This window comes from Plantibacter elymi (nom. nud.) (assembly GCF_900177795.1).
Lineage (GTDB): Bacteria > Actinomycetota > Actinomycetes > Actinomycetales > Microbacteriaceae > Plantibacter > Plantibacter elymi.
This window is the reverse complement of the sequence record NZ_FXWJ01000003.1, coordinates 345358-367181: the sequence shown is the minus strand read 5'-3', so window position 1 is coordinate 367181 and position 21824 is coordinate 345358. Positions and strand designations below refer to the sequence as shown.

The window sequence follows — 21824 nt, the reverse complement described above, 5'->3', positions numbered from 1 at the left end:
AGCAGAGGTCGGTTCGACACCGGACCGGAGGGAACGTGGTCGTGAGCCGGGACGACCTGCTCAGATCTCCGCGTGGAGCTGCCAGACCCGTTCGGCGGAGTCGCGCCAGCTGAAGGCCTGCTCGCGGTCCATGCCGAGGATGCGCAGGCGGGCGAGGCGTTCGCTGTCGCCGATGACGTCGTTGATGGTGGCGATGAGTCGATCGGCGTATCCCTTGGCGCCGGACTCGACCACGACGCCGGCTCCACCGCCGACCTCGACGAGCGCGGGGACGTCGGAGTGGATGACGGGCGTGCCGAAGCGGAACGCCTCGACGAGTGGCAGGCCGAACCCTTCGGCGAGACTCGGGTACACGAAGGCGGTCGCGCGGTCGAGGACGACGGCGAGGTCGGCGTCGTCGAGGAACCCGAGGGCACGCACTCGCCCTTCCGGCAGACCGGCCTCGTCGGCCACCTGCGCGAGCGTGACGTCGCCCCAGCTGTCGGTGCCGACGATGAGCAACGGGAGGTCGGGGGCGCCGGGGCGGCCGAGGCCGGTGATCAGCTCCGTGATGCCCCGCCGAGGGTCGAGCGATCCGACCGACACGAGGTACTCGGACGGGAGCTCGAGCGTCCGTGCGCGGCCGTCGGCGTCGGTCGGGATGGTGAGGGTGGTCGCGGCTGCACCGCCGATGACGCGGACGCGGTCGCCGAGATCGACGATGTCGCGCAGCTCGTCGGCGACCGCGTGCGTCGGTACCACGATGGCGTCCGCGTGCTTCCGCGCCCGCTTGACCATCGCCTTCTGCCAGGCCACCGACATCGGGGTCAGCGACGAGGGGTGCGACCAGGCGAGCGTGTCGTGGATGGTGACGACGATCTGGTTGCCGTCGTTGATGCGGTCATGGCGGTTGAGCGGGGCTAGGAGACCCGGGGCGTGCACCATGCCGTTCGCGGTACCGGGCGCCACGATGCCGAGCTGCCAGGCGGCACTGAGCTCGCGACGCGGCAGGGTGGTCCGGTGGAGCGTCGCGAGTCCGGGGAGCTTGGACTCCAGGAGGTCGATCTTCTCCTTCGGCACCGCCGAGACGATGCCCTCGACGTCGCATCCCGCCGGGGCGCTCGCGATGAGCTCGCGGGTGAGTTCCTCGGAGTAGCGACCGACTCCACCGGCGACCGGTGCGACGATCTGGTCGACGACGACGCGGAGGGTGGTCACGGTGCCGTGACGACGCCGTGCTGCGTCGCTGCCTCGAAGGCCTCCCGCCAGTCACGCATCGGGGCGAGACCGGCGGTGGACCAGGCGTCGTGACCGAGCACCGAATAGGCGGGGCGCGGCGCGGGGCGGACGAACGCCGAGCTGTCGGTGGGGGAGACCCGAGCGGGATCCGCGCCGACCGCCGCGAAGACCGCCTGGGCGAACTCGTACCAGGAGGCCTGCCCGGCGTTGGTGCCGTGGTAGACCCCGGCGGGTGCGTCGGCGTCGAGCAGCGCGACGATCTGCGCGGCGAGATCGGCGGTCCACGTGGGCTGTCCCAGCTGGTCGGTGACGACGGCCGGGTCGACGCCGTTCGCCGCGAGCTTCGCCATGGTGGCGGCGAAGTTCGGTCCGTTCTTGCCGTACAGCCAGGCCGTGCGGACGATGTAACCGCCGTTCGGGTGCTCGGCGAGGACGGCTCGCTCCCCGTCGGCCTTCGTCCGGCCATAGGCGCTGATCGGTGCCAGCGGGTGGTCCTCCTGATACGGCGAGGTGGCGGAGCCGTCGAAGACGTAGTCGGTGGACACTTGGACGAGCTTCGCGCCGGCCTCCCGGGCGGCGACCGCGAGGTTGCGGGCGCCGATGGCGTTCACAGCGGCTGCGTCCGCTTCGTGTGATTCGGCGTCGTCGACCTTCGTGTAGGCGGCGGCGTTGATGACGGCGGTGTGACCCGCGACGGCGGCGCGGACGGCCTCGAGGTCGGTCACGTCGAGCTCGGCACGACCGAGGGCGGTGACCTCGCGATCCGTCAGGGCCTCCTGCAGGTCGTGGCCGAGCATGCCGGAAGCGCCGGTGATCAGGTACGTCAAGATAGGGGTCCTCTCGGGAGTGGCCCGTTCATCGTACCCGGCTCGGTCGGGGAGGCCGCTGACCGGGCGGCGTCGGTCGGCGGCTCCTCGAACAGGGTCCGCTGTGCCTCCTCGGCCCGGGCGAGGTTGGCCAGGCCGTCGGCCCGATGATGTCCGTAGACCCAGAACCGGTAGAGGAAGAAGCGGAAGAGGGTCCCGAGGCCGAGCCCGATGACGTTCGACGCGACGTTGTCGGCGAGGAGGGAGGTGAAGCCGAGGACGTAGTGGCTGACGAAGAGGCATCCGACCGCGATGGCCATCCCACCCAGGGAGACGATGACGTACTCGCCGAGCTCGAGGAGGAAGTTCTTCCGGCGGTGCTCGCGGAAGGTCCAGTACCGGTTGCCGATCCAGTTGAAGACGATCGCGACGGACACGCTGATGACCTTGGCGCCGATGGGGGACTGCGCGAGGTGGTCGTGCCCGAAGACGCCGACGCGGAGCAGGTTGAACACGAGCACGTCGAGGCCGAAGCCGATGAGTCCGACGACACCGAACTTCACCGCGTAGGCGGCGACGCCGTTCCAGAGGCGGCGGAGCAGAGGGATCATGGCGGGCCGTTCTGTGCGCGGACACTCGATTATGCCTGAGGCCGGGTCCTCGACGACCGTGCTCAGGCTCCTCTTGGTAGACTCCCCGGGTGCAGATCCGCGAACTGAACATCCCTGACAGCTATGAGATCACCCCGAAGCAGTTCGGTGACGACCGAGGGGTCTTCCTCGAGTGGTACCGCTTCGACAAGCTCGAAGAGGCCACCGGTCGGTCCATCAAGCTGGCCCAGTCCAACACCTCGGTCTCGAAGCGTGGCTCGGTGCGTGGCATCCACTTCGCGGACATCCCGATCGGCCAGGCGAAGTACGTCACGGCCACCCGCGGTGCCGTCCTCGACTACGTCATCGACATCCGTGTGGGCTCGCCGACGTTCGGCCAGTGGGATTCGGTGTTGCTCGACGACACCGACCGCAAGGCCATCTTCATCTCCGAGGGCCTCGGCCACTGCTTCGTGGCGCTCACCGACGACGCCACCGTCAGCTACCTCGTGACCGACGTCTACCGCCCCGACCGCGAGCACGGCATCAACCCGCTCGACGAGCGGGTCGGTCTCGTCATCCCGCCGGAGGCAGGCACCCCGCTGCTCTCACCGAAGGACACCGAGGCCCCCGGCCTCGACGAGGCGGCCGCCGCCGGCCTCCTGCCGACCTGGGACGACGCCCGGGCGTTCTACGCGACCTTGAAGGGGAACTGACGATGCGCGGCATCATTCTCGCCGGTGGATCCGGCACGCGGCTCTGGCCGATCACCAAGGGCATCTCCAAGCAGCTCATGCCGATCTACGACAAGCCGATGATCTACTACCCCCTGTCGACGCTCATGATGGCGGGGATCAAGGAGATCCTCATCATCACCACCCCTGAGTACAACGAGCAGTTCCGTGCACTCCTCGGCAATGGTGACGACCTCGGCATCCGGCTCGAGTACGCGGTGCAGCCCTCGCCCGACGGCCTGGCACAGGCCTTCATCATCGGTGAGGAGTTCATCGGCGACGAGAGCGTCGCCCTCGTCCTCGGCGACAACATCTTCCACGGCACCGGCCTCGGTTCCGCCCTCCGCAGCCACAACGACATCGACGGTGCGCTCATCTTCGCCTACCAGGTCGCCGATCCGAAGGCGTACGGCGTCGTCGAGTTCGACGACGCCTTCAAGGCGCTCTCCATCGAGGAGAAGCCCGAGAAGCCGAAGAGCAACTACGCCGTCCCCGGCCTGTACTTCTACGACAACTCGATCGTCGAGATCGCCAAGACCATCGAACCCTCCGCTCGCGGTGAGCTCGAGATCTCGACCGTCAACGAACGCTACCTCGAACAGGGCGACCTGCAGGTGCAGGTGCTCGACCGCGGTACCGCGTGGCTCGACACCGGCACCTTCGAGTCGATGATGCAGGCGTCCGAGTACGTGCGCGTCATCGAGGACCGCCAGGGCTTCAAGGTGGGCTGCATCGAGGAGATCGCTTGGCGCGCCGGGTGGATCGACGACGCGCAACTCGCTGCGCTCGCTGCCCCGCTCGTGAAGAGCGGCTACGGCAGATACCTGCAGACGCTGGTCGAGGTGGGTCGCTGATGGCTGTGAACCGCCTGCGCCAGAAGGCCGGACGCGCGCGAAAGCTCGCGAAGGACGAGGGCATCCGCAACCTCTTCGGCTACATCGCTCAGCGGGCCGCGCTGAAGCTGCTGACGCGCGAACCGGCGGGCGGCATGCTGGTCGACTCGCTCGACGTCTCGGACGTCGACTGGACCGAGCGCGCCGAACGCTTCGAACACCCGGTCACGGTCGCCGAAGGGCCGGTGAAGATCGCGTGGATCATGTCCCCTCCCGGCAAGGAGAGTGGCGGACACCAGAACCTGTTCCGGTTCATCAACTTCGCCGAGCAGGCCGGGCACGAGTGCACGATCTACCTGTACGACAACGTCGGGGCGGCTCCGACCCTTGCCGCGACGAAGGCCATGCTCAGGGAGTCGAGCGCGTACCCGAACCTCCGTGCCGAGATCGTCGAGTACGACCGCGACGCCGGCGTGCGCGCCGACACGCAGGCGCTCTTCGCCACCGGCTGGGAGACCGCGTACCCGGTGTACCGCGACGCCTCCTCCGCTCGACGCTTCTATTTCGTCCAGGACTTCGAGCCGCTGTTCTACCCGCTGGGCTCGCAGGCTCTCCTCGCTGAGAACACCTACAAGTTCGGCTTCCACGGCATCACCGCCGGCGGCTGGCTGAAACACAAGCTGAGCACCGACTACGGCATGCCGTGCGACTCCTTCGACTTCGCGGTCGACAAGGCCCACTACAGCGTCACCAACCGCGGCAAGCGGAACGAGATCTTCTTCTACGCACGCCCCGTGACGCCCCGACGCGCGTTCGAGCTGGGCATCCTCGCGCTCACCGAGTTCGCACGGATGCGTCCCGACGTGACGATCAACCTCGCCGGCTGGGACGTCTCCGAGTTCATCATCCCGTTCAAGCACAACAACCTCGCGAGCATGGAGATCGACCAGCTCAACGCGGTGTACAACCGTTGCGGTGCCGGTCTCGTCCTGTCCCTGACGAACATGTCGTTGCTGCCGCTCGAGCTCATGTCGGCCGGCGTCACGCCGGTCGTCAACGACGGGCCGAACAACCGCATGGTGTCCGACAATGCGAACATCGAGTACGTCCAGCCCTCGCCGCGGCTCATCGCGAAGACGCTCGTCGAGGTCCTGGACCGACCGGACGCGATCGAGCGGTCCATCGCCATGTCCGCATCCGTCGAGGACGTCGACTGGGCCGACTCCGGCACGCAGTTCGTCGACGCGTTCGAACGGGCAATGCGTGGCTAAGACGCTGGTCATCGGGGCGAACGGATTCATCGGGTCCCATCTGGTCGAGGCCCTGCAGCGCGCAGGGCACGAGGTCTCCGCGTTCGACCGCTTCAGTGGGGCGGCTCCCACGTTCCGAACGGACGGCATCAGGCTGATCCGCGGCGAGTTCCTGAGCCGGGCCGACCTCGACGAGGCCGTCTCCGGGCAGGACTACGTGCTCCATCTGTTGTCGACGACGTCGCCGGCGACCGCCGAGAGCGACCCCACACTCGACATCCGGACGAACATCGCCCAGTCGGTCGAACTGCTCGAGTCGGCCTCGAGTGCCGGGGTCAAGCGCTTCTACTTCGCCTCGACAGGGGGTGCCATCTACGGCCCGCAGGGGCGGGACCGCTACGCCGAGGGCGACCGCGCGATGCCGATCTCGCCGTACGGCATCGGGAAGCTCGCGATCGAACACTACCTCCACTACTTCCGGACGCGTCACGGACTCGCATCGACGGCCCTGCGCATCTCCAATCCGTACGGCACACGGCAGCATCCAGGTCGACGGCAAGGTCTCATCCCCATCGCACTGCGCAACATCGCAGAGGGCCGGCCGGTGGTCCGGTTCGGTGACGGCTCGATGGTGCGCGACTACATCTTCGTCGAAGACCTCGTTCGTATGATCGTCGCGTTCGTGGGGCGGGAGACCGAGTTCGACCTCTACAACCTGGGCAGCGGATTCGGGTTGTCCGTCACGGACATCCTGGACGAACTGCGCCTGGTGACGGGTGTCGACTTCGACATCGAGGAGCGAGCGACGCCGCCCACCTTCATCGACAAGGTGATCCTCGACACGAACCGCTGGGCGCAGGAGTTCGGTCCGATCGAACTCACCACGCTGGGTGACGGCATCCGCCGCACGTATGAGGACGTGCTCGCCGCGCCGTGACATCGTGTGTCGGTGAGGCGGGGGCAGCTAGATGTCGACGGCGTGATCACGCACGTCCGACCAGCTGTACAGCGGCCGACCGAAGTCCGACTCCGTATGGATCGCCTTGCCGAGCCTGGCGGCCCACTTGTCGCGATACAGGGCGGGGAAGTGCGCCATGTAGTACCGACAGGTCTCGTCCCACTGCTCGACGGAGAGCGCTTTGCCGTAATGCTGACAGGAGAACCGCACCACCGTGGTGCCAGTGATGCCTTGTGGCTCTCGAGAATCCGGAAGTCGGTAGTCCACTCCGGGGAGCAGCCGCCAGGCCATCAGGATGTTCCGACGCTCGGGTCCGAAGCGGGAACGGAAGTTCCACAGCCGGTCGGTCGGAGTGAACGCGCGCGCATCGGATTCCGTGAGATACGCGTCGAACAAGGAGACACGGACGGACGTGACGTCTGCCGGGCATTCGTCGAGCAGGAACGTCCTGATGTCCCCTTCGAAGCGCTCGTCCGCATCCGAGTAGAAGACCCACTCGGGGGAGAGGCGGCGTGCGCGCTGCATGAGCAGCCGCCGATTGGCGGTCTCCTCCCAGATGCGGTTGTCGGAACGCCAGGATCGATTGCGGATCACTTCGTGGACGGCGGGGTGGGCGAGGGCGATCTCGACACTGCGGTCGGTGCTCGCATCGTCGAACACGATGATCGTGTCCACGATGCCCGCGAGATGGTCGAGCGTGTCGTTGAGCAGCAGCGCCTCGTCACGCAGACGGATCATCCCGACGATGCGCGGAGCACTCACCTGCGAGAGCCCGCGGACGACACGATAGGTGGTCGGTCGATTCCGCCACCGGACCCGGCGGGTGTACTCGAGCTGTGTCGCACCAGCCGCGATCGTCGCCTTCGCCTTCGTCTGCAACGCCACGCGCTCACGACCGAGGCGACCGCGGATGCGACGGCCGAGGTTCACGACGGGTAGGACGACTCGTAAGCCGCGATCGTCGATGCTGCGGGCCCGACGGCCTGCAGGTTGCCCTTGTTGATCCAAGCAGCGTGGTCACACATCGACTTGACGGTGGCCATCGAGTGGCTGACGAGGATCACCGTCTTCCCAGCCGCCTTGAAGTCCTGGAACTTCTGGAAGCACTTCGCCTGGAACTCGGCGTCACCGACGGCCAGGACCTCGTCTACGACGAGGATGTCCGGGTTGACGTTGATCGCGACGGAGAACCCCAAGCGGACGTACATGCCCGACGAGTAGTTCTTCACGGGCTGATCGATGAACTGCTCGACACCGGAGAACTCCACGATGGCGTCGAACTTGCTGTCGATCTCCTTGCGGCTCATGCCGAGGATCGACCCGTTCAGGTAGATGTTCTCGCGTCCGGACAGCTCCGGGTGGAACCCCGAACCGACCTCGAGCAGTGCGGCGACCTTGCCGTTCGCGGTGATCGTCCCGTGCTCGGGGTACAGGATCTTCGCGAGACACTTCAGGAGCGTCGACTTGCCGGAACCGTTGCTCCCGATGAGTCCGAAGGTGGACCCGCGGGGGACCTCGAAGCTGATGTCGTTCAGTGCCCAGAAGTCTTCGTGGACGGAGACGCGACGCCGCATGATCGCTGACTTGATGCTCTGATTGCGCTCGTGATACAGCCGGAACTTCTTGCTGATCGATTCGACGCTCACCGCGATGTCGCTCATAGGATCTCCGCCAGTCTCTTCTCCTTGCGCGCGAACACGAACAGACCCACCGCGATCGCGGCGACGGCCCACGCGACGCACGCCCACACATCGGCCGAATCCGGCCAGCGGTTGTCGTACATGATGTTCCGGAACACGTGCACGAAGTGGAGCATCGGGTTCAACGAGTAGATGTCCATGACTTCGATGTTCGTGCCGAAGAGTCCGCCGACCTTGTCCGACTGGTCGCGGACCAGGCTCTCGGGGTACACGATCGGGGTCAGGTACATCCAGATCTGCAGGACGATGCTCAGCAGGTACTGGGTGTCGCGGAAATAGACGTTCGCGACGGAGAGTGCGAGACCGACGCCGGTCGCGAAGACGACCAGGATCAGCATCATCAGGACGACGAGGGGGAGCCACGGCAGGACGAACGCGCCGACGATCAGCAAGGCGATCGTCAGGACCGCCATCTCGAAGAGCCAGTTGTACCCGACCGTGAGCACGGAGGAGATCGGGAGGACGACCCTCGGGAAGTACACCTTCGTGATCAGGCCGGAGTTGCCGACCAGTGAACCCATGCCGGCGGAGATCGCGGCGGAGAAGAAGGTCCATGGAAGCAGGCCGCAGAGCAGCCAGATCGCGAAGACGTTCACCCCGCTCGGGTCACCCGCAGCGGGCTTGATGTTGAAGATGAACGAGAAGACGAAGGTGTAGACGAGCATCGCTGACAGCGGGCTCGCCAGGGACCAGACGCGCCCGAGGACGGTGCGCTTGTATTGCCCTCGGATGTCGCGAAGCGTGAGATTCGCGAGGAGTTCTCTGGCGGACGCCAGCTCCTTGAAGTACTGCATTCAACCTCTTTTGTCGGGATGGCCGAAGTGCAGAACGATACGGACGCACCAGCCAATCGAACATACTGTACCTTCCTGAGCGTCCACTGGCGCTGTAGGGCACTCCCGGTGTCGCGGTGCCGCTCGGACACCGTCCGATAGACTGGGGCGTCGCGAATGGACGTCGATCCGACGATTCGTGCAGCCCCGCCCCCGACCTCAAGAACGGTGCCGAGACATGCGACTCTCCGGAATGAAGATCCTGCTCACCCAGGCGCACTTGATCAGGTATCAGGGCTCCGAGATCGTGACACTCGAACTCGCCGAGTACTTCGCAGGCGAGGGCGCCGAGGTGCTCGTCGTGACGCATGCGATCGGCCACCCGGCGTCGGACGGCCTGCAGGGCATGGCCGGGGTGACGTTGCTCCAGCTCGACGACCCGGCACTGGAGGAGAACCTCCGGGATCGTCTGCCCGATCTCGCGTGGGTGCACCATTCCATGTTGCCGATGGCCGTCCTCGAGCATGCGGAGCGCATCGTCTTCGTCTTCCATCACATGTCCTCGATCCTGGCGGCGGAGTTCTTCATGGCCGCGGCGCTCGAGACGGAGCTGGCGACAGCGGTCCTGTTCGAGTCGCCGAAGTCGCGCGACGTCCATGTCGCCACCGGGATCTACGACGACCTCCCCGCCGAGCGGTTGCAGGTGATGGGGAATCCGGCGTCCCCGGGCTTCGCCGCGCAGCGCCGGGGCGACGGGACCGGGCGCATCCTCGTCGTGTCGAACCACCTGGCGCCGGAGGTCCGCGAGGCGGTCGACTCGTTGCGTGATGACTTCGAGGTCGCGCTGGTCGGTTCGCAGCGCGATCTCGGCGCCGAACCGCAGCGTGTCACACCGGATCTCATCGCATCGGCGGACGCGGTCGTCACGATCGGCAAGACGGTGCAGTACAGCATGGTCGTCGGGACGCCAGTGTACGTGTACGACCAGTTCGGCGGTCCTGGGTGGCTCGATCAGGACAACCTGGAGCAGACGGCGTACGAGAACTTCTCCGGTCGGGGGTTCGCCTCGAAGAGTGCCGCCGAGATCGCCGCGGAGATCCGGGACGGCCTCGCCGAAGCACGTGTCCGAGCCGATGAACTCCGGACCCTGGCGCTCCGTCGATACGAACTCTCCGCGCGCATCGAGACGCTGCTCGAGTACATCGAGGCCCACCGACGCGACGTCGCTCCGATCGACCGACGTCGTGCGCGTGCCCACGACCTCGTCCAGCAGGCGTTCGGATCCTATGTCCGAGAGCTGTCGCGTGTGCAGCGCGACGCAGAGTTCCTGCGCGGCGACGTCGCCGGTCTCACCGACGCGCTCGCGAACGTCGAGCGCGATTTCGATCGGGTCACGACGAAGCCGCTCGTCAAGCTCGCGCTGAAGGCGTCACGCTGACGGGTCCTCCCGAGGACGCGTCGACGTCAGGCCTCTGCGCGTCAGATGTCCGTCTCCACGTCGCGTGAGACCGCGCGATCCCGATACTCTTGTGGCACCCGTCCGGGGCACGAGAGGAACGACGACATGCGGAACCATCGGAATCGAACGATGGCGGTACTCACCGCGGTCGTCCTGATGACGGGGCTCGCGGGCTGCTCGTGGTTCTCGAACCCCGTCTCGACCGCCATCAGCACGCCGCCCGACGTCGACAAGGGGACGGACGCACCGATGCCTCCCGAGCCGACCGCTCGGCCGGACGCGGTCATCGTGTTCGCCGAACTCGACGGCGATCAGGCGCACGTCTCGGTGTCCGGTTACATCTCGGGCGTGGTCGAGAACGGCGGCGTGTGCACCTGGGTGGTTGCGAACGGCACCTCGGAGCAGCGCACGGATGTCGAAGGCCTCGCAGACCGGGCCCAGACCTCGTGCGGGGTGACGCAGCTCGACGCCGGGCTCTTCACGCCCGGCACCTGGACCGTGACCCTCGAGTACAGCTCGACCGCACAGCCCTCGCTCAGTTCGGAACCCACCACGTTGGAGATCCCATGAAACGCAGCTTCATCGCCGTGGCCGCAGTGATCGCACTGCTCGTCAGCGGACTCACGCTCGGGGCCGCCCCCGAACAAGCGGCTGCAGCCGACGCACGGGACTTCAACCCGGGGAACATCATCAGCGACGATCTGTTCTTCGACGGTGGGCAGATGTCCGCACCCCAGGTCCAGGCGTTCCTGAACTCGCGCGTGTCGAGCTGTCGCTCCGGGTACACGTGTCTGAAGGACTACCGCCAGATCACCCCCAACCGCGGCGCCGTCTCCGGGCGGTGCGGTGCGTACACCGGCGGGAACGAGAGTGCGGCCGACATCATCGCCAGAGTGGGCGCTGCGTGCGGCATCAGCCAGAAGGCGCTCATCGTACTCCTCGAGAAGGAGCAGAGCCTGATCACGGACGACTGGCCGTCCGCGCGCCAGTACCGCAGCGCGATGGGCTACGGGTGCCCCGACACGGCGGACTGCGACACGGAGTACTACGGCTTCTTCAACCAGGTCTATGCGGCCGCATTGCAGTTCAAGAACTATGCAGCCAACCCCACCCGGTGGAACCACATCGCCGGACGTGTGAACTCGATCAGGTTCAACCCGAACGCCAACTGCGGTTCGAGCGCCGTGTACATCCAGAACCAGGCCACCGCCGGCCTCTACAACTACACGCCCTACCAGCCGAACGCTTCAGCGCTCGCCAACCTGTACGGCACCGGTGACGGCTGCGGCGCGTACGGCAACCGCAACTTCTGGCGGATCTTCACCGACTGGTTCGGCCCCACGACCAGCCGCGGTGCCATGGCCATCGACAACGCCTACCAGAACGCGGGCGGGGTCAACGGGTATCTCGGAGCCGCTGTCACCGGGTACAACGCCATCACGGCGAACGGCGGCGGCATCGTCCGCGGATTCGCGGGAGGCGCGATCGCCTGGTCCGCCCCGCTGGGCGCCTACGCCCTGTCCGGTGACATCCGGAACTACTACAACACCCGGGGCGGCGTGTCCGGCGCGCTCGGCTGGCCCGCGAGCGACATGAACACGGTCACTGCGAACGGTGGCGGGAAGGTGCAGGCGTTCGCTGGCGGTGCCGTCGCGTACTCGGCTGCGGGAGGCTTCACCATCCTCGGTTCGATCCGGACCCACTTCAACCAGTTGGGCGGCATCGGTGGCTCCTTCGGGTGGCCCGTGAGCGAGGAGATCTGCGCTTCCGGCACCTGTCGCCAGGAGTTCCAAGGCGGGCTCGTGTACAACTCCGCGAGCTATGGCTCACGAAGCGTCTCCGGAGCCATGCTCACCGCGTACAAGGCCGCAGGTGGCATGGGCGGCACGCTCGGGCTGCCCGTGACCTCGGCGATCGCCATCGCCGACAACGGCGGTGGCACCGTGCAGGCGTTCGAAAAGGGAGCGATCACGATCGCGACCAACGGTGCCGCGCAGCTCCTCCAGGGAGACGTGCGTAACGCCTTCAACGCGTCCGGGGGCATCGCAGGCCCACTGGGCTGGCCGACCGGCGCACAGAGCTGCGGCGGAGACGGCACCTGCACCCAGGCCTTCGCCGGTGGCTCGGTCATCTTCTCGGCGGCCAAGGGTGGGTTCTCGATCCCGACCTCGATCATGACGCCCTACACGGCCGCAGGCGGCACGACGGGCTCGCTCGGTTGGCCGCAGACGGGTCCGATCCCGCTCAACGGAGGCATCGTGCAGGCGTTCGAAGGCGGCGCGATCGCCTGGAACGCCTCGACCGGCGGATTCCCCATCCAGGGCGTCGTCCGGACGTTCTTCAACGCTCGTGGTGGCATCGGCGGTTCGCTCGGCTGGCCCACAGGCGCGGCCAGCTGCGTCTCGGGTGTCTGCACGCAGTCCTTCCAGGGCGGCGTCGTCGTCGTGCAGTCGGACGGCACGGGCGCGGTGCTGCAGCCGCAGATCGCGGCCGCGTACACGCAGGCCGGTGGCCAAAGCGGTGCACTCGGCGCGCCGACGGGGAGCTCGGTCGCCATCAGCGGGTCGACCTCTGGATGGGTGAACGCCTTCGTGAACGGCGCGATCGCCTGGACGGCGACGACGGGTGCCGCCGTGCTCACCGGAGAGATCCGCGCGTTCTACAACACCAAGGGTGGCGTCACCGGGCCGCTCGGATGGCCCACGGCGAACCAGACGTGCACGGGCGATGGAACCTGCACCCAGACCTTCCAGGGCGGCACCATCCAGTGGTCGCCCGCGACCGGTGGATCGGTGAAGTAGGGCCGAGCGGGCCCGGGGACTCGCCGCTAGACTGGGCGGGTTCCAATTCGATCGGTCGCAGAGTACACGGCAGTCTGCGCAATGCAGGGGGTACGTGTGTCTCGTCTTCATTCCTGGATGCAGGCCCGGACGTGGCGGGTCCTCCTCACGAGTTTCGCGGGACTGTTCCTGCTGTCCACCGTCTGGGCCATCTCCACACCGCTGGGAGGCAGCCCGGACGAACCGTCGCACATCATCAAGGCAGCTGCCGTCGTGCACGGCCAGCCGATCGGTGAACCGACCGAGAAGCCGTCATGGACCTCGGTCCAGGTTCCCCGAAGTGTGGCCGGAGCGCAGTCGTGGCCAGGATGTTACGCCTTCCAGGCGACGGCTCCCGCATCATGTTCCGTGACGGCTGGTAGCGGTCTCGGCCTCACCGAGGCGACGACCTCGGCCGGGCTCTACAACCCCACCTACTACGCTCTCGTCGGTTGGCCGAGCCTCGTGCTCGCGGAGTCGAAACAGGTCGTCTTCGGCATGCGCCTCGTGAGCGCCGCATTGTCATCGGCGCTGTTGGCCATCGCCTTCACGGCCCTCCTGTCGTTGAGGCGTCCATGGCTCACGACCGTCGGCTTCCTCACCGCCGCGACGCCGATGCTCTTCTTCCTGAACGGCTCCGTCAATCCGAACTCGCTCGAGATCGCCGGGTCGATGGCCGTGCTCGCCTTGTTGCTCCGGGTGACGATCGGGTCCAGTCCCGACCGAGGGTTCGGGTGGTCGATGGCCGGTGTCGCCGTCGCCGGCGCACTGACCGTCAACGCCCGCAGCATCTCGCCCCTCTGGCTGCTCCTCTTCATCCTCGTGGTCCTGGTCGTGACGCCCCCGCAGCGGCTTCGCGCCGTCTTCACGCGAGCCTCGACCTGGATCGCGATCGGCGTCGTAGCGCTCGCGACCGGAGGTGCCGCGGCGTGGGTGCTGGCTACGAACACGCTCGGACAGCTCGGCACCTTCGCAGGAGCGGGTACGGTGGGACCGGTCCGCGCGTTCGTGACGATGCTGCTCGACCGTTCGTTCGATGCCGGGATCGTCGGGGTCTTCGGATGGCTGGACACCTGGAACCCGGCGTTCGTCTACGTCCTCTGGAGTGCGCTCGCCGTCGTCCTCGCGGTCGCCGCGGCGGTGCTGCTTCGTGGTCGCCTCCTCGTCGGCTTCCTGCTCATGCTCGCGATCGTGTTCCTCGGACCCCCCGCGATCCAAGCGGCATCCGTCGTGAACTCGGGATACATCTGGCAGGGCCGCTACACGCTCGTCGCGTTCTCGGCACTGTTCGTCTACGCCGTCATCGCGCTGTCGGTCAGCCCGGATCGCGGCGAGATCCGCATCGCCGAGCGCGTTCAGCATCGTGTGTACTGGATCGTCGGCACACTCGTCGTGCTCGCCCACGTCGGTGCCGTGGCGACGTCGATCCGGCGGTACGCGACCGGTGCGACGGTCGATTGGATCGACATGCTCCGGGGCGCGCTCTGGCTTCCGCCGCTGGGGTTCTGGCCGTGGCTCGTGCTGGCAGCGGCCGCATCAGCGAGTCTCGTCTGGCTTGGCGCCTCGGCGCGAGCTGAACGGCCGGCGACAGGTCTCGAAACGCCGGTGACCGCCTCGCATGAGCCTGCCTCGCAGACCCCCTGAACCGTTCGCGCGGATGGCACCTGATCGGCGACCAGCCTCCACGTCGTTCGACCGACGCCGATCGTCATCGTCGGTGAGTGCCTGATCAGTTGTCGGGGAAAGGCGCGTGCGTGGGAGTCTGCGGGCTCGCCTGGATGTCGAGTTGCAAGGCGCTGATGAGCATCTGCGTTCCGAGCATCAGGGGGAGTGCCGCGAGCATCACCGTGGCTGCCGTCGCCACGACCGAAGCTGCGACCTGGAAGCAGACCCAGATCGCCACCGCGAGACCGAAGACGAACAGCACCAGCCCGAGGGTGAGCAGCAGCGCGATCGGCGAGAACGACCACAGGACGTAGCGGTACCAGATGCGCCGCCAGAAGCCCTGCGTCAGGAGGCTGAGGAGCTCGGGGATGACGCGACTCAGCTTGATGCTCGACACCTCTTCGCCGTAGACGGCGGGGATGGGGACATCGATCGCAGGCACCTGCAGGATGTTCAGATGGATCAGGAAGTCGTTCTCGAAGCTGTATCGTCGCGACACGTTGTCGAGCGGAACGCGGCGCAACTCCGAGGTTCGCACGGCCGTGTACCCGTTCTGCGGGTCGAAGAGGTGCCAGTACCCCGATGCGAGTTTCGTCATGAACGACAACACGATGTTGCCGAAGACGCGGTAGCCCGGCATGCCATGGAACGACTCGGGGGAGAAGAACCGGTTCGCCTTAGCGAAACCGTACCCGTCAGTGGTGACCTTGTTGAGCAGCTCGGGGAGATAGGCCGGATCCATCTGCGCGTCGCCGGCCATGATGACGTTCACGTCCGCGCCGAGCTCCATCGCGCGTCGGTGACCCGTGATGATCGCTCCGCCGACGCCTTGGTTCTCCTCGTGCCGGATGAGCACGACGCGATCGTCGGTCGATGCAGCCACCACACCGCTGGTGTCGTCCGGGCTGCAGTCGTCGACGATGACGATGTGGTCGACGAATTCCGGCATGGTGTCGATGACCGTCGAGATCATCTTCTCCTCGCGATACGCCGGCACGACTGCCGCGATGATGGCTCCGTTGAACACGGTCTATTCCTCCTGGAGACCGGCGGGCCCGGTCGGTGTCTCAGTCCGGTGGGCGAACACCCAGTACCGGTAGATGAAGTAGTTCCACACCGTCGTGGCGACGGTGGCGACGATCTTGCCGCCGATCCAGCCGGCGAACGTGGTGTCGATGAGTGACACGATGGACGCTGTGGCGATCGTGTTGAACGCGACGAGAGCAGCGTACTTGATGAGGGCTGCACCCTGCGGTGCGCTCGACCCGAACGCGAAGACACGCTGCATCGAGTAGGTGTAGACGAAGCTCAACAGGAAGGCGACCGTGGTCGCGATCCACAGGGTCCAGCCGAACACGTTGTAGAACAGGGCCAACATGCCGAGGTCCACGAGGAACGCCGATCCACCTACCAGCAGATAGCGCACACCGCTGTTCCAGAGCAGCCCGCGGACGCGTCCGCGGCGCCCGGGTGTCGGCGAGGTCACGCCATCGCCGGAGCGGAGTCGAGGACCTTCGCGATCACCTCGTGGGCGGGGAGGAGGCTTCGTCGCTCCTTGCCGGCATCGATCGAGCCGTCGATGATGCCGCAGAAGTGCGCGAACTGTGCCGTGAGCGGTTCGACACTCGTGACCATCTCGGGGATCTCGATGACCGTCTGCTGCCGGTAGCCGCGATGAGCGCCCGCCACGAGGTCCTCGGAGACATGACGGTACACCGTCACGTCGCGGCGGAGGAGATCGATCTCGATCAGTCGCTCGCGCTCAGAAACCGACACCTGCCGGATCTTCTTCTGTCCCATCCGGCTGGCGGAGATGTGGGCGATCGCACCCGTGTCGAAGCCGAGGATGGTCTCCGCGACGTCCTCCGCGTCGGCGAGGGAAGACGGATGGAAGTGCCCGAGCGTCGAGGACACCGTCTCCGGTACCCCGCCGGCGAACACGATCGCGAGGTCGACATCGTGCACGAGCAGGTCCCAGGCGACCCCGGTGCGGATCCGGGGGGCGTAGGGAGAGTGCCGGATGGCCGAGATGTGGATCGGAGTCTCGATGAAGGAGCGGGCGGTGAGCACCGCCGGATTGAAGCGCTCGAGGAGTCCGCACATGAGTGGGATGTCGTTCGCCTCCGCCGTCGCGACCACTTCTCGGGAGTGCTCGATCCCGGCCGCGATGGGCTTCTCGATCAGGAGCGGGACCCCTGCCGCGAGCACCTGCATCGCGAGTTCATGATGGGCCTCGGTCGCTGCTGCGACGATGACGCCGTCGATCCCGTCGAGCGAGGGGAGTTCCGGCGCCCAGCTCGCGCCATGCTGCTCGGCGAGTCGTGTACCGACGTCGCTGCGTGGGTCGACGAGGACCGCGAGCTCGGCAGACTCCGATTGAGCGACCACCCTCGCGTGATTGGTGCCCATCATTCCCGCACCGACGACGACGAATCGTTTCCGCGCGCCCATCAGCGACCCGCCGCCACGTCACGCACGGCGTCGATGATCGTGTCGAGATCCTCGGGCGAGAGCTCGGTGTGCACGGGCAAGGACAGCGCCTGCGCAGCGACCGTGGCCGCCGTCGGGGTCGAGTCCTCGGCGACATCAGGGCGTCCTCGATACGCGTCGTAGTCGAGGATGAGTTTCGGGTAGTAGATGCCGCTCCCGACGCCACGCTCGGCGAGCGCGGCCGGGAAGTCGTCGCGCGTCGTCGCTGATTCGTCGGTCACGCGGACGGTGTACTGATGCCAGACATGGTCGCGGTCGGCGAAGGTCGCCGGGGTCCTGATGCCGGGAACGTCGGCGAGACCTGCGGTGAGGGCCGCCGCGTTCGCTCGGCGAAGCCGCACGGTCTCGTCGTAGCGGTCGAGTTGCGGGATCGCCAACGCGGCATGGAGGTCGGTGAGCCGGAAGTTGTTGCCCACGGTGACGTACTCGTAGCGGGCGCGCATGCCCTGGTTGCGGAGGACGCGCAGACGGTCCGCGAGCGCGTCGTCGTCCGTCGTGATCATGCCACCCTCAGCGGTCGTGATGTTCTTCGTCGCGTAGAACGAGAACGTGCCGAGTCCGAAGCTCCCGGCGGCGCGTCCGCGGTACCGCGCGCCATGCGACTGTGCCGAGTCCTCCACGATCACGAGGTCGTTCGCCGTGGCGAGCTCGGCCAACGGCGCCATGTCGACCATCTGGCCGTACAGGTGGACCGGCATGATCACGCGGGTGCGGTCGGAGATGAGCCCGGCGACGGACGTCGCATCGAGCCCGAAGTCGGTGTCGTGGATGTCGGCGAATCGCACGGTCGCCCCGGTCTGGAGGATGGCGTTGATGGTCGCCACGAACGTGAACGGCGAGGTGATGACCTCGTCGCCAGGACGGAGGTCGAGGACCTGGAGCGCTGCGATGAGGGCGGTGGTGCCGTTGTTCACCGCGATCGCGTGCCGGGCGTCGTGCATCCGGGCGAAGCGGTCCTCGAGTTCGGCCACGACGGGTCCTTGAGCGATGCTGCCCGACCGGATGACCTCGACCACCCGTCGTTCCTCTTCAGCTCCGAACCGGACGGTGGTGATTGGAATCATGCTGCCTCGTTCTTGCGTGCGCGGGAGACGGCCCCCCAACCCCTACGATACCTCGTCCGATCGAGCGGACCGGTCAGACGTACACTTGCCGCATGAACACGATCCACCCCACCGCAGTGCTCGACGGCGACATCAGGATGGGCGATGGCAACGTGATCGGTGCGTTCGTCGTGATCACGGGACCGGTCGTGATCGGCGACGGGAACTTCATCGGGAGTGGGGCGATCATCGGTGCACCTCCCGAGGTACGCGACTTCCCGCATGCCGGTCGCGATGAGTCGCGCACCGGTGCAGCACGTCCAGCCGGAGTGGTCATCGGTGACCGCACCGTCGTGCGGGAGCAGGCTCAGATCCATCAGGGATGGCAGCGTGCGACGACCGTCGGCGACGACGCCTTCATCATGAACCAGGCCTACGTCGCGCACGACGTGCAGCTCGCTCGAGCGGTGACGGTCGCGGGTGGCGTCCGGCTGGCCGGCCACGTCGTCGTCGGCGACGGTGCCAACATCGGGCTGGGGGCACTCGTCCATCAGCGCCGGACGATCGGCGCCGGCGCGATGGTGGGCATGGGGGCGGTCGTCACGCGCGATGTCCCGGCGTACGCGAAGGCGTACGGAAGTCCTGCTCGCGTCCGCGACGTCAATCGACGCGGGGCCGAGGCTGCCGGACTGTCCGTCGAGCAGATCGAGAGCCTGCGCGAACGGTTCGCGGACGCGCTCGGCTCGTCGGTCGTCGAGGGGCGCGATCCGATCTAAGCCGGGGCCTCCGTGCTCGCGTCCTCGAGGACCGCTGCCGGTTCGGCGGTCGGCGCGGCGCGGAACAGCCGGCGCGCGAGGAGGACGTCGACGACGAGGACGAGCGCGAAGAGCATCGCAAGCGTCTGCCACCCGAGGGGAGGCTGCCACTTCGGGGCGAAGAAGAACTCCCCGAAGTCGATAGCCGATCCGACGGCGAAGCGCTGCATCGCGAAGACGAACGCGAAGAGGTGACCGATGGCGAGTGCGGCGAACCCACCGGTGATCAGCCGAGTCGTCAGGCGATCGGCCTCCCGCGATGCGTCGTCGAGTGCGAGCCCGGCGCAGATCAGCAAGCAGATCAGCATCGCCAGCATGTAGCGGCCCTGCCAGATGTACCCGTACTGCGCGTACACCGAGATCGTGACGGCGGCAGGCACGAGCAGACAGACGACGACCAGTGCCCACGAGGCCATGGTCGTCCGGCGACGACCCCAGACGACGGAGACGCCGAGCATCGCGACGAGTGCCGTGCTCCAGGCGAACACCGTGGCGGAGGGGGCGGGAGTGTCGACCCATCCGAACAGGCCGATCATCCCGAGCACCCAGTCGAAGGACCGGAGCAGGATCGAACCTGCTGCGAAGGCGTAACTGACGAGGCCCACGCTCGAGGCCGGCTCGCCCTCGAGCGCGGGTGGGTTCAGGTACCAGGCGACGGTCGCCAGGCCGATTGCGGCGGTGGCGATCAGGAGGGTGATGCCCTGCGGTGACCGGAGGAGCTGGAACGTCCGACCCCGGGTTCCGAGGAAGATCGCCACGCCGAGGATGATCGCGATCCACAGGAGCGAGATGCTGCGCGTGCTCATGAGGAGGATCGCCGTGACCAGCGCGAGGATCGCCTGTTCCCAGAGGAGCCGACCGCGGGCCGTCCCCCTCGTCATCGCGACGAGGGTCGCGAAGAGCCCGCCGGCGGCTGCCACCTCGACACCGTTCGGGTTGATGGATCCGCCGAGGTAGAGGACCATCGGCGTGATGCCGACGACCGCCCCGGTGACCGCCCAGCGCCAACGCGGGAGGAGGGTCAACTGCATGAACATCGCGGCCAGTGCGAGCGCTGAGACCACGGCGCCGGCCAGGCGCATGGCGTAGAAGACCGCGTCACCGTCGACGAGCAGGGAGGGCCAGCCGACGATGGCGTAGAAGAGCGGACTGTTGGCGCCGGCGGACGATCCGGTGGTCACGAGCTTCTCGCTGCGGTCCCGTATCGGGTATTGGCAGTCTGCCGTCGTCGTCTCGCTCTTGAAGGCGAAGCACGCGAGTGCGTGCGCGTTGGCGATGTTCTCCGGCACGGTGGCCTCGGCCAGACCCGGGTTCTCAGGCCACGGGATGGACGCGAACTCTCCGCGCGCGACCGCGGCGGCTCGGATCGCGTGGGATGGCTCGTCCGGCACCGAGCCGATGGGTGACGCCAGCGCCCAGAGGGACATGGGGGCGAGGACCGCGAGGAACGCGATGACGAAGGTGACCCACCGCCGTCGTTCCCATCGAGTCGGGCCGACGGTCGGAGCTGGAGCTGCCATGCGCGGAATGGTCCAATCGGAATGCTGGGCGTCGCCGCCGTTCGTTCGCCGGTCAGTCTACTGGCGTGTGCGCCACGGGCGTGTGCGCGGAACGGCAGCGTTCGACCCGTCGGGCGAGGAGACACGCTACTATCAGCCATCGAATTACTTGGGGGGACGACCATGTCGATGGGGAATTCGCGCAGATCGCTGCTGCACGGGAAGCACCGGTACGGAGTCATCGTGCTCGTTCTCGCGGGGGCGAGTGTGCTCGCGCCGGCCGGTCTCTCGCCGGTGTCCGCGACGGCTCGATCCGTCGTCGACGTGCCGCCGGTGACACCGGAGGAGGTGGCCCCGGCCGCAGCGCTGCAGCCGCCCGTGTTCACCTCTCCTGACGACGGCGAGCGCATACCCGGTGTTCTGTACGGCATCTTCGGCACGGGTGTTCCGGGAGCGACGATCGCGCTCGACGGCGGAGGCACGAGGACGGCCGTCGTCCAGCCCGACGGAACCTGGTCGGTCCCGTTCATCCCGCCCCTGTTCCCGTCGAACGAGTACGACTTCAGTGCCACGCAGACCGTCGGCACCGAGACGTCCGAGCCCGCGTTCCTGTCGTTCTCGCTGTACTTCCCGCCTCGGATCCTCTCACCCGTCGACAAGCACGTCTTCCCGCTGAGTGAAGCTCCCGTCGAGGTCGCCGGGTTCGCGGCCCAGGGGTCGATCATCCGCGCGGTCCTGGACGGCGTCCCGCAGACCGCCGAGGCGACACCGAACGCCGAGGGACTCTTCCAACTGCGGTTCGACACCGCGGTCGGTCCTGGAGATCACGAGGTCAGCGTGACGGAGGAGCAGGAGGGCGGCATCTCGAGCCCGGTCGCCCACACGTTCACGGTCGAGGCCGGGCCGGCGTCGGCGGCGTTGCCGGATGCCGGATCGGATGGCGGTGTACCCCGCCTTCCCGACACCGGTTTCGAGGCATCGCCGTTCGGACTCGTCCTGGTGGGCCTCGGAGGAGTCGTCATGGCCGCCGCAGGGTGGTCGCGACGCGTCCGCACCCGTCGCCGCACCCACGTGATCTGACCGCGGCGATTCCGGAAGCTTCAGACCGCCGGGAGGCGCCGACTCACGCGTCGAGACGGGGCGGCTGTCCTGCTCGTCGACGTGTGATGGCT

Annotated in this window: 21 protein-coding genes; 10 read left to right on the top strand and 11 right to left on the bottom strand. The window is 67.1% G+C overall.

Going from position 1 to position 21824, the window contains the following annotated elements; genetic code table 11:
- Window positions 1-60 precede the first annotated feature (60 nt).
- Genes CCK91_RS11165 through CCK91_RS11155 form a run of 3 tightly spaced genes read right to left on the bottom strand, consistent with a single transcriptional unit; the run spans window position 61 to window position 2635 of the window.
- Window positions 61-1197: a glycosyltransferase family 4 protein gene (locus CCK91_RS11165; RefSeq protein WP_086474071.1), complete on the bottom strand. Its 1137-nt coding sequence runs from the start codon at window positions 1195-1197 to the stop codon at window positions 61-63.
- Window positions 1194-2045: a dTDP-4-dehydrorhamnose reductase gene (gene rfbD / locus CCK91_RS11160; protein ID WP_086474070.1), complete on the bottom strand. Its 852-nt coding sequence runs from the start codon at window positions 2043-2045 to the stop codon at window positions 1194-1196. The genes CCK91_RS11165 and rfbD overlap by 4 nt, the downstream gene beginning before the upstream one ends.
- A complete protein-coding gene (locus CCK91_RS11155; RefSeq protein WP_086474069.1) occupies window positions 2042-2635 on the bottom strand; it encodes a GtrA family protein in 594 nt (197 codons plus the stop codon). Before CCK91_RS11155 ends, rfbD begins: the two co-directional genes overlap by 4 nt.
- Before the next feature lie 89 nt (window positions 2636-2724).
- Here CCK91_RS11155 and CCK91_RS11150 point away from each other — a divergent pair, with 89 nt between their 5' ends.
- The 4 genes from CCK91_RS11150 to CCK91_RS11135 are packed head-to-tail and all read left to right on the top strand — an operon-like array spanning window position 2725 to window position 6368.
- On the top strand, window positions 2725-3330 hold the full coding sequence (locus CCK91_RS11150) for a dTDP-4-dehydrorhamnose 3,5-epimerase family protein (protein ID WP_086474068.1): 606 nt from the start codon (window positions 2725-2727) through the stop codon (window positions 3328-3330).
- Window positions 3331-3332: 2 nt separating this feature from the next.
- Window positions 3333-4202, top strand: coding sequence for a glucose-1-phosphate thymidylyltransferase RfbA (gene rfbA, locus CCK91_RS11145; RefSeq protein ID WP_086474067.1), 870 nt, complete (start codon window positions 3333-3335; stop codon window positions 4200-4202).
- The gene (locus CCK91_RS11140; RefSeq protein ID WP_086474066.1) at window positions 4202-5452 is read left to right on the top strand and encodes a rhamnosyltransferase WsaF family glycosyltransferase; all 1251 of its coding nucleotides are present in this window, start codon (window positions 4202-4204) and stop codon (window positions 5450-5452) included. The genes rfbA and CCK91_RS11140 overlap by 1 nt, the downstream gene beginning before the upstream one ends.
- Window positions 5445-6368: an NAD-dependent epimerase/dehydratase family protein gene (locus CCK91_RS11135; protein WP_086474065.1), complete on the top strand. Its 924-nt coding sequence runs from the start codon at window positions 5445-5447 to the stop codon at window positions 6366-6368. The genes CCK91_RS11140 and CCK91_RS11135 overlap by 8 nt, the downstream gene beginning before the upstream one ends.
- Before the next feature lie 27 nt (window positions 6369-6395).
- On the opposite strand, the gene CCK91_RS11130 is transcribed toward CCK91_RS11135, so the two are convergent.
- The 3 genes from CCK91_RS11130 to CCK91_RS11120 are packed head-to-tail and all read right to left on the bottom strand — an operon-like array spanning window position 6396 to window position 8883.
- Window positions 6396-7319 (bottom strand): glycosyltransferase family 2 protein, encoded by a 924-nt coding sequence (locus CCK91_RS11130; protein ID WP_086474064.1) that lies wholly within the window; start codon window positions 7317-7319, stop codon window positions 6396-6398.
- The gene (locus CCK91_RS11125; RefSeq protein ID WP_086474063.1) at window positions 7316-8050 is read right to left on the bottom strand and encodes an ABC transporter ATP-binding protein; all 735 of its coding nucleotides are present in this window, start codon (window positions 8048-8050) and stop codon (window positions 7316-7318) included. Before CCK91_RS11125 ends, CCK91_RS11130 begins: the two co-directional genes overlap by 4 nt.
- Complete coding sequence (locus CCK91_RS11120) at window positions 8047-8883, bottom strand: ABC transporter permease (RefSeq protein WP_086474062.1); 837 nt, start codon at window positions 8881-8883, stop codon at window positions 8047-8049. The genes CCK91_RS11125 and CCK91_RS11120 overlap by 4 nt, the downstream gene beginning before the upstream one ends.
- Window positions 8884-9100: 217 nt before the next feature.
- On the opposite strand from CCK91_RS11120, the gene CCK91_RS11115 reads away from it, so the two are divergent.
- The 4 genes from CCK91_RS11115 to CCK91_RS11100 all read left to right on the top strand — a co-directional run bounded on the left by CCK91_RS11115 (window position 9101) and on the right by CCK91_RS11100 (window position 14784).
- Window positions 9101-10300 carry a hypothetical protein gene (locus CCK91_RS11115; protein WP_133059979.1) on the top strand — a complete coding sequence of 400 codons (1200 nt, stop codon included), beginning with the start codon at window positions 9101-9103 and terminating at the stop codon, window positions 10298-10300.
- Window positions 10301-10450: 150 nt separating this feature from the next.
- The gene (locus tag CCK91_RS11110) at window positions 10451-10891 is read left to right on the top strand and encodes a hypothetical protein (RefSeq protein ID WP_086474060.1); all 441 of its coding nucleotides are present in this window, start codon (window positions 10451-10453) and stop codon (window positions 10889-10891) included.
- Complete coding sequence (locus CCK91_RS11105; RefSeq protein WP_086474059.1) at window positions 10888-13122, top strand: LGFP repeat-containing protein; 2235 nt, start codon at window positions 10888-10890, stop codon at window positions 13120-13122. The genes CCK91_RS11110 and CCK91_RS11105 overlap by 4 nt, the downstream gene beginning before the upstream one ends.
- Window positions 13123-13218: 96 nt before the next feature.
- Entirely contained in the window at window positions 13219-14784 is a 1566-nt protein-coding gene (locus CCK91_RS11100; protein ID WP_165767025.1) for a DUF2142 domain-containing protein, read from the top strand.
- A gap of 85 nt (window positions 14785-14869) precedes the next feature.
- On the opposite strand, the gene CCK91_RS11095 is transcribed toward CCK91_RS11100, so the two are convergent.
- Genes CCK91_RS11095 through CCK91_RS11080 form a run of 4 tightly spaced genes read right to left on the bottom strand, consistent with a single transcriptional unit; the run spans window position 14870 to window position 18359 of the window.
- The gene (locus tag CCK91_RS11095) at window positions 14870-15832 is read right to left on the bottom strand and encodes a glycosyltransferase family 2 protein (protein WP_086474057.1); all 963 of its coding nucleotides are present in this window, start codon (window positions 15830-15832) and stop codon (window positions 14870-14872) included.
- 3 nt (window positions 15833-15835) lie between these two features.
- The gene (locus CCK91_RS11090) at window positions 15836-16291 is read right to left on the bottom strand and encodes a GtrA family protein (RefSeq protein WP_086474056.1); all 456 of its coding nucleotides are present in this window, start codon (window positions 16289-16291) and stop codon (window positions 15836-15838) included.
- Window positions 16288-17256 carry a Gfo/Idh/MocA family protein gene (locus tag CCK91_RS11085; protein WP_086474055.1) on the bottom strand — a complete coding sequence of 323 codons (969 nt, stop codon included), beginning with the start codon at window positions 17254-17256 and terminating at the stop codon, window positions 16288-16290. The genes CCK91_RS11090 and CCK91_RS11085 overlap by 4 nt, the downstream gene beginning before the upstream one ends.
- A complete protein-coding gene (locus CCK91_RS11080) occupies window positions 17256-18359 on the bottom strand; it encodes a DegT/DnrJ/EryC1/StrS family aminotransferase (protein ID WP_086474054.1) in 1104 nt (367 codons plus the stop codon). Before CCK91_RS11080 ends, CCK91_RS11085 begins: the two co-directional genes overlap by 1 nt.
- A gap of 92 nt (window positions 18360-18451) precedes the next feature.
- Between CCK91_RS11080 and CCK91_RS11075 the strand changes: the two genes are divergently transcribed.
- A complete protein-coding gene (locus CCK91_RS11075) occupies window positions 18452-19114 on the top strand; it encodes a hypothetical protein (RefSeq protein ID WP_086474053.1) in 663 nt (220 codons plus the stop codon).
- On the opposite strand, the gene CCK91_RS11070 is transcribed toward CCK91_RS11075, so the two are convergent.
- Window positions 19111-20673 carry a DUF2142 domain-containing protein gene (locus CCK91_RS11070; RefSeq protein ID WP_086474052.1) on the bottom strand — a complete coding sequence of 521 codons (1563 nt, stop codon included), beginning with the start codon at window positions 20671-20673 and terminating at the stop codon, window positions 19111-19113. The genes CCK91_RS11075 and CCK91_RS11070 overlap by 4 nt on opposite strands.
- Window positions 20674-20895: 222 nt before the next feature.
- Here CCK91_RS11070 and CCK91_RS11065 point away from each other — a divergent pair, with 222 nt between their 5' ends.
- A complete protein-coding gene (locus CCK91_RS11065; RefSeq protein WP_133059978.1) occupies window positions 20896-21732 on the top strand; it encodes an LPXTG cell wall anchor domain-containing protein in 837 nt (278 codons plus the stop codon).
- The last annotated feature ends 92 nt before the right edge of the window (window positions 21733-21824 follow it).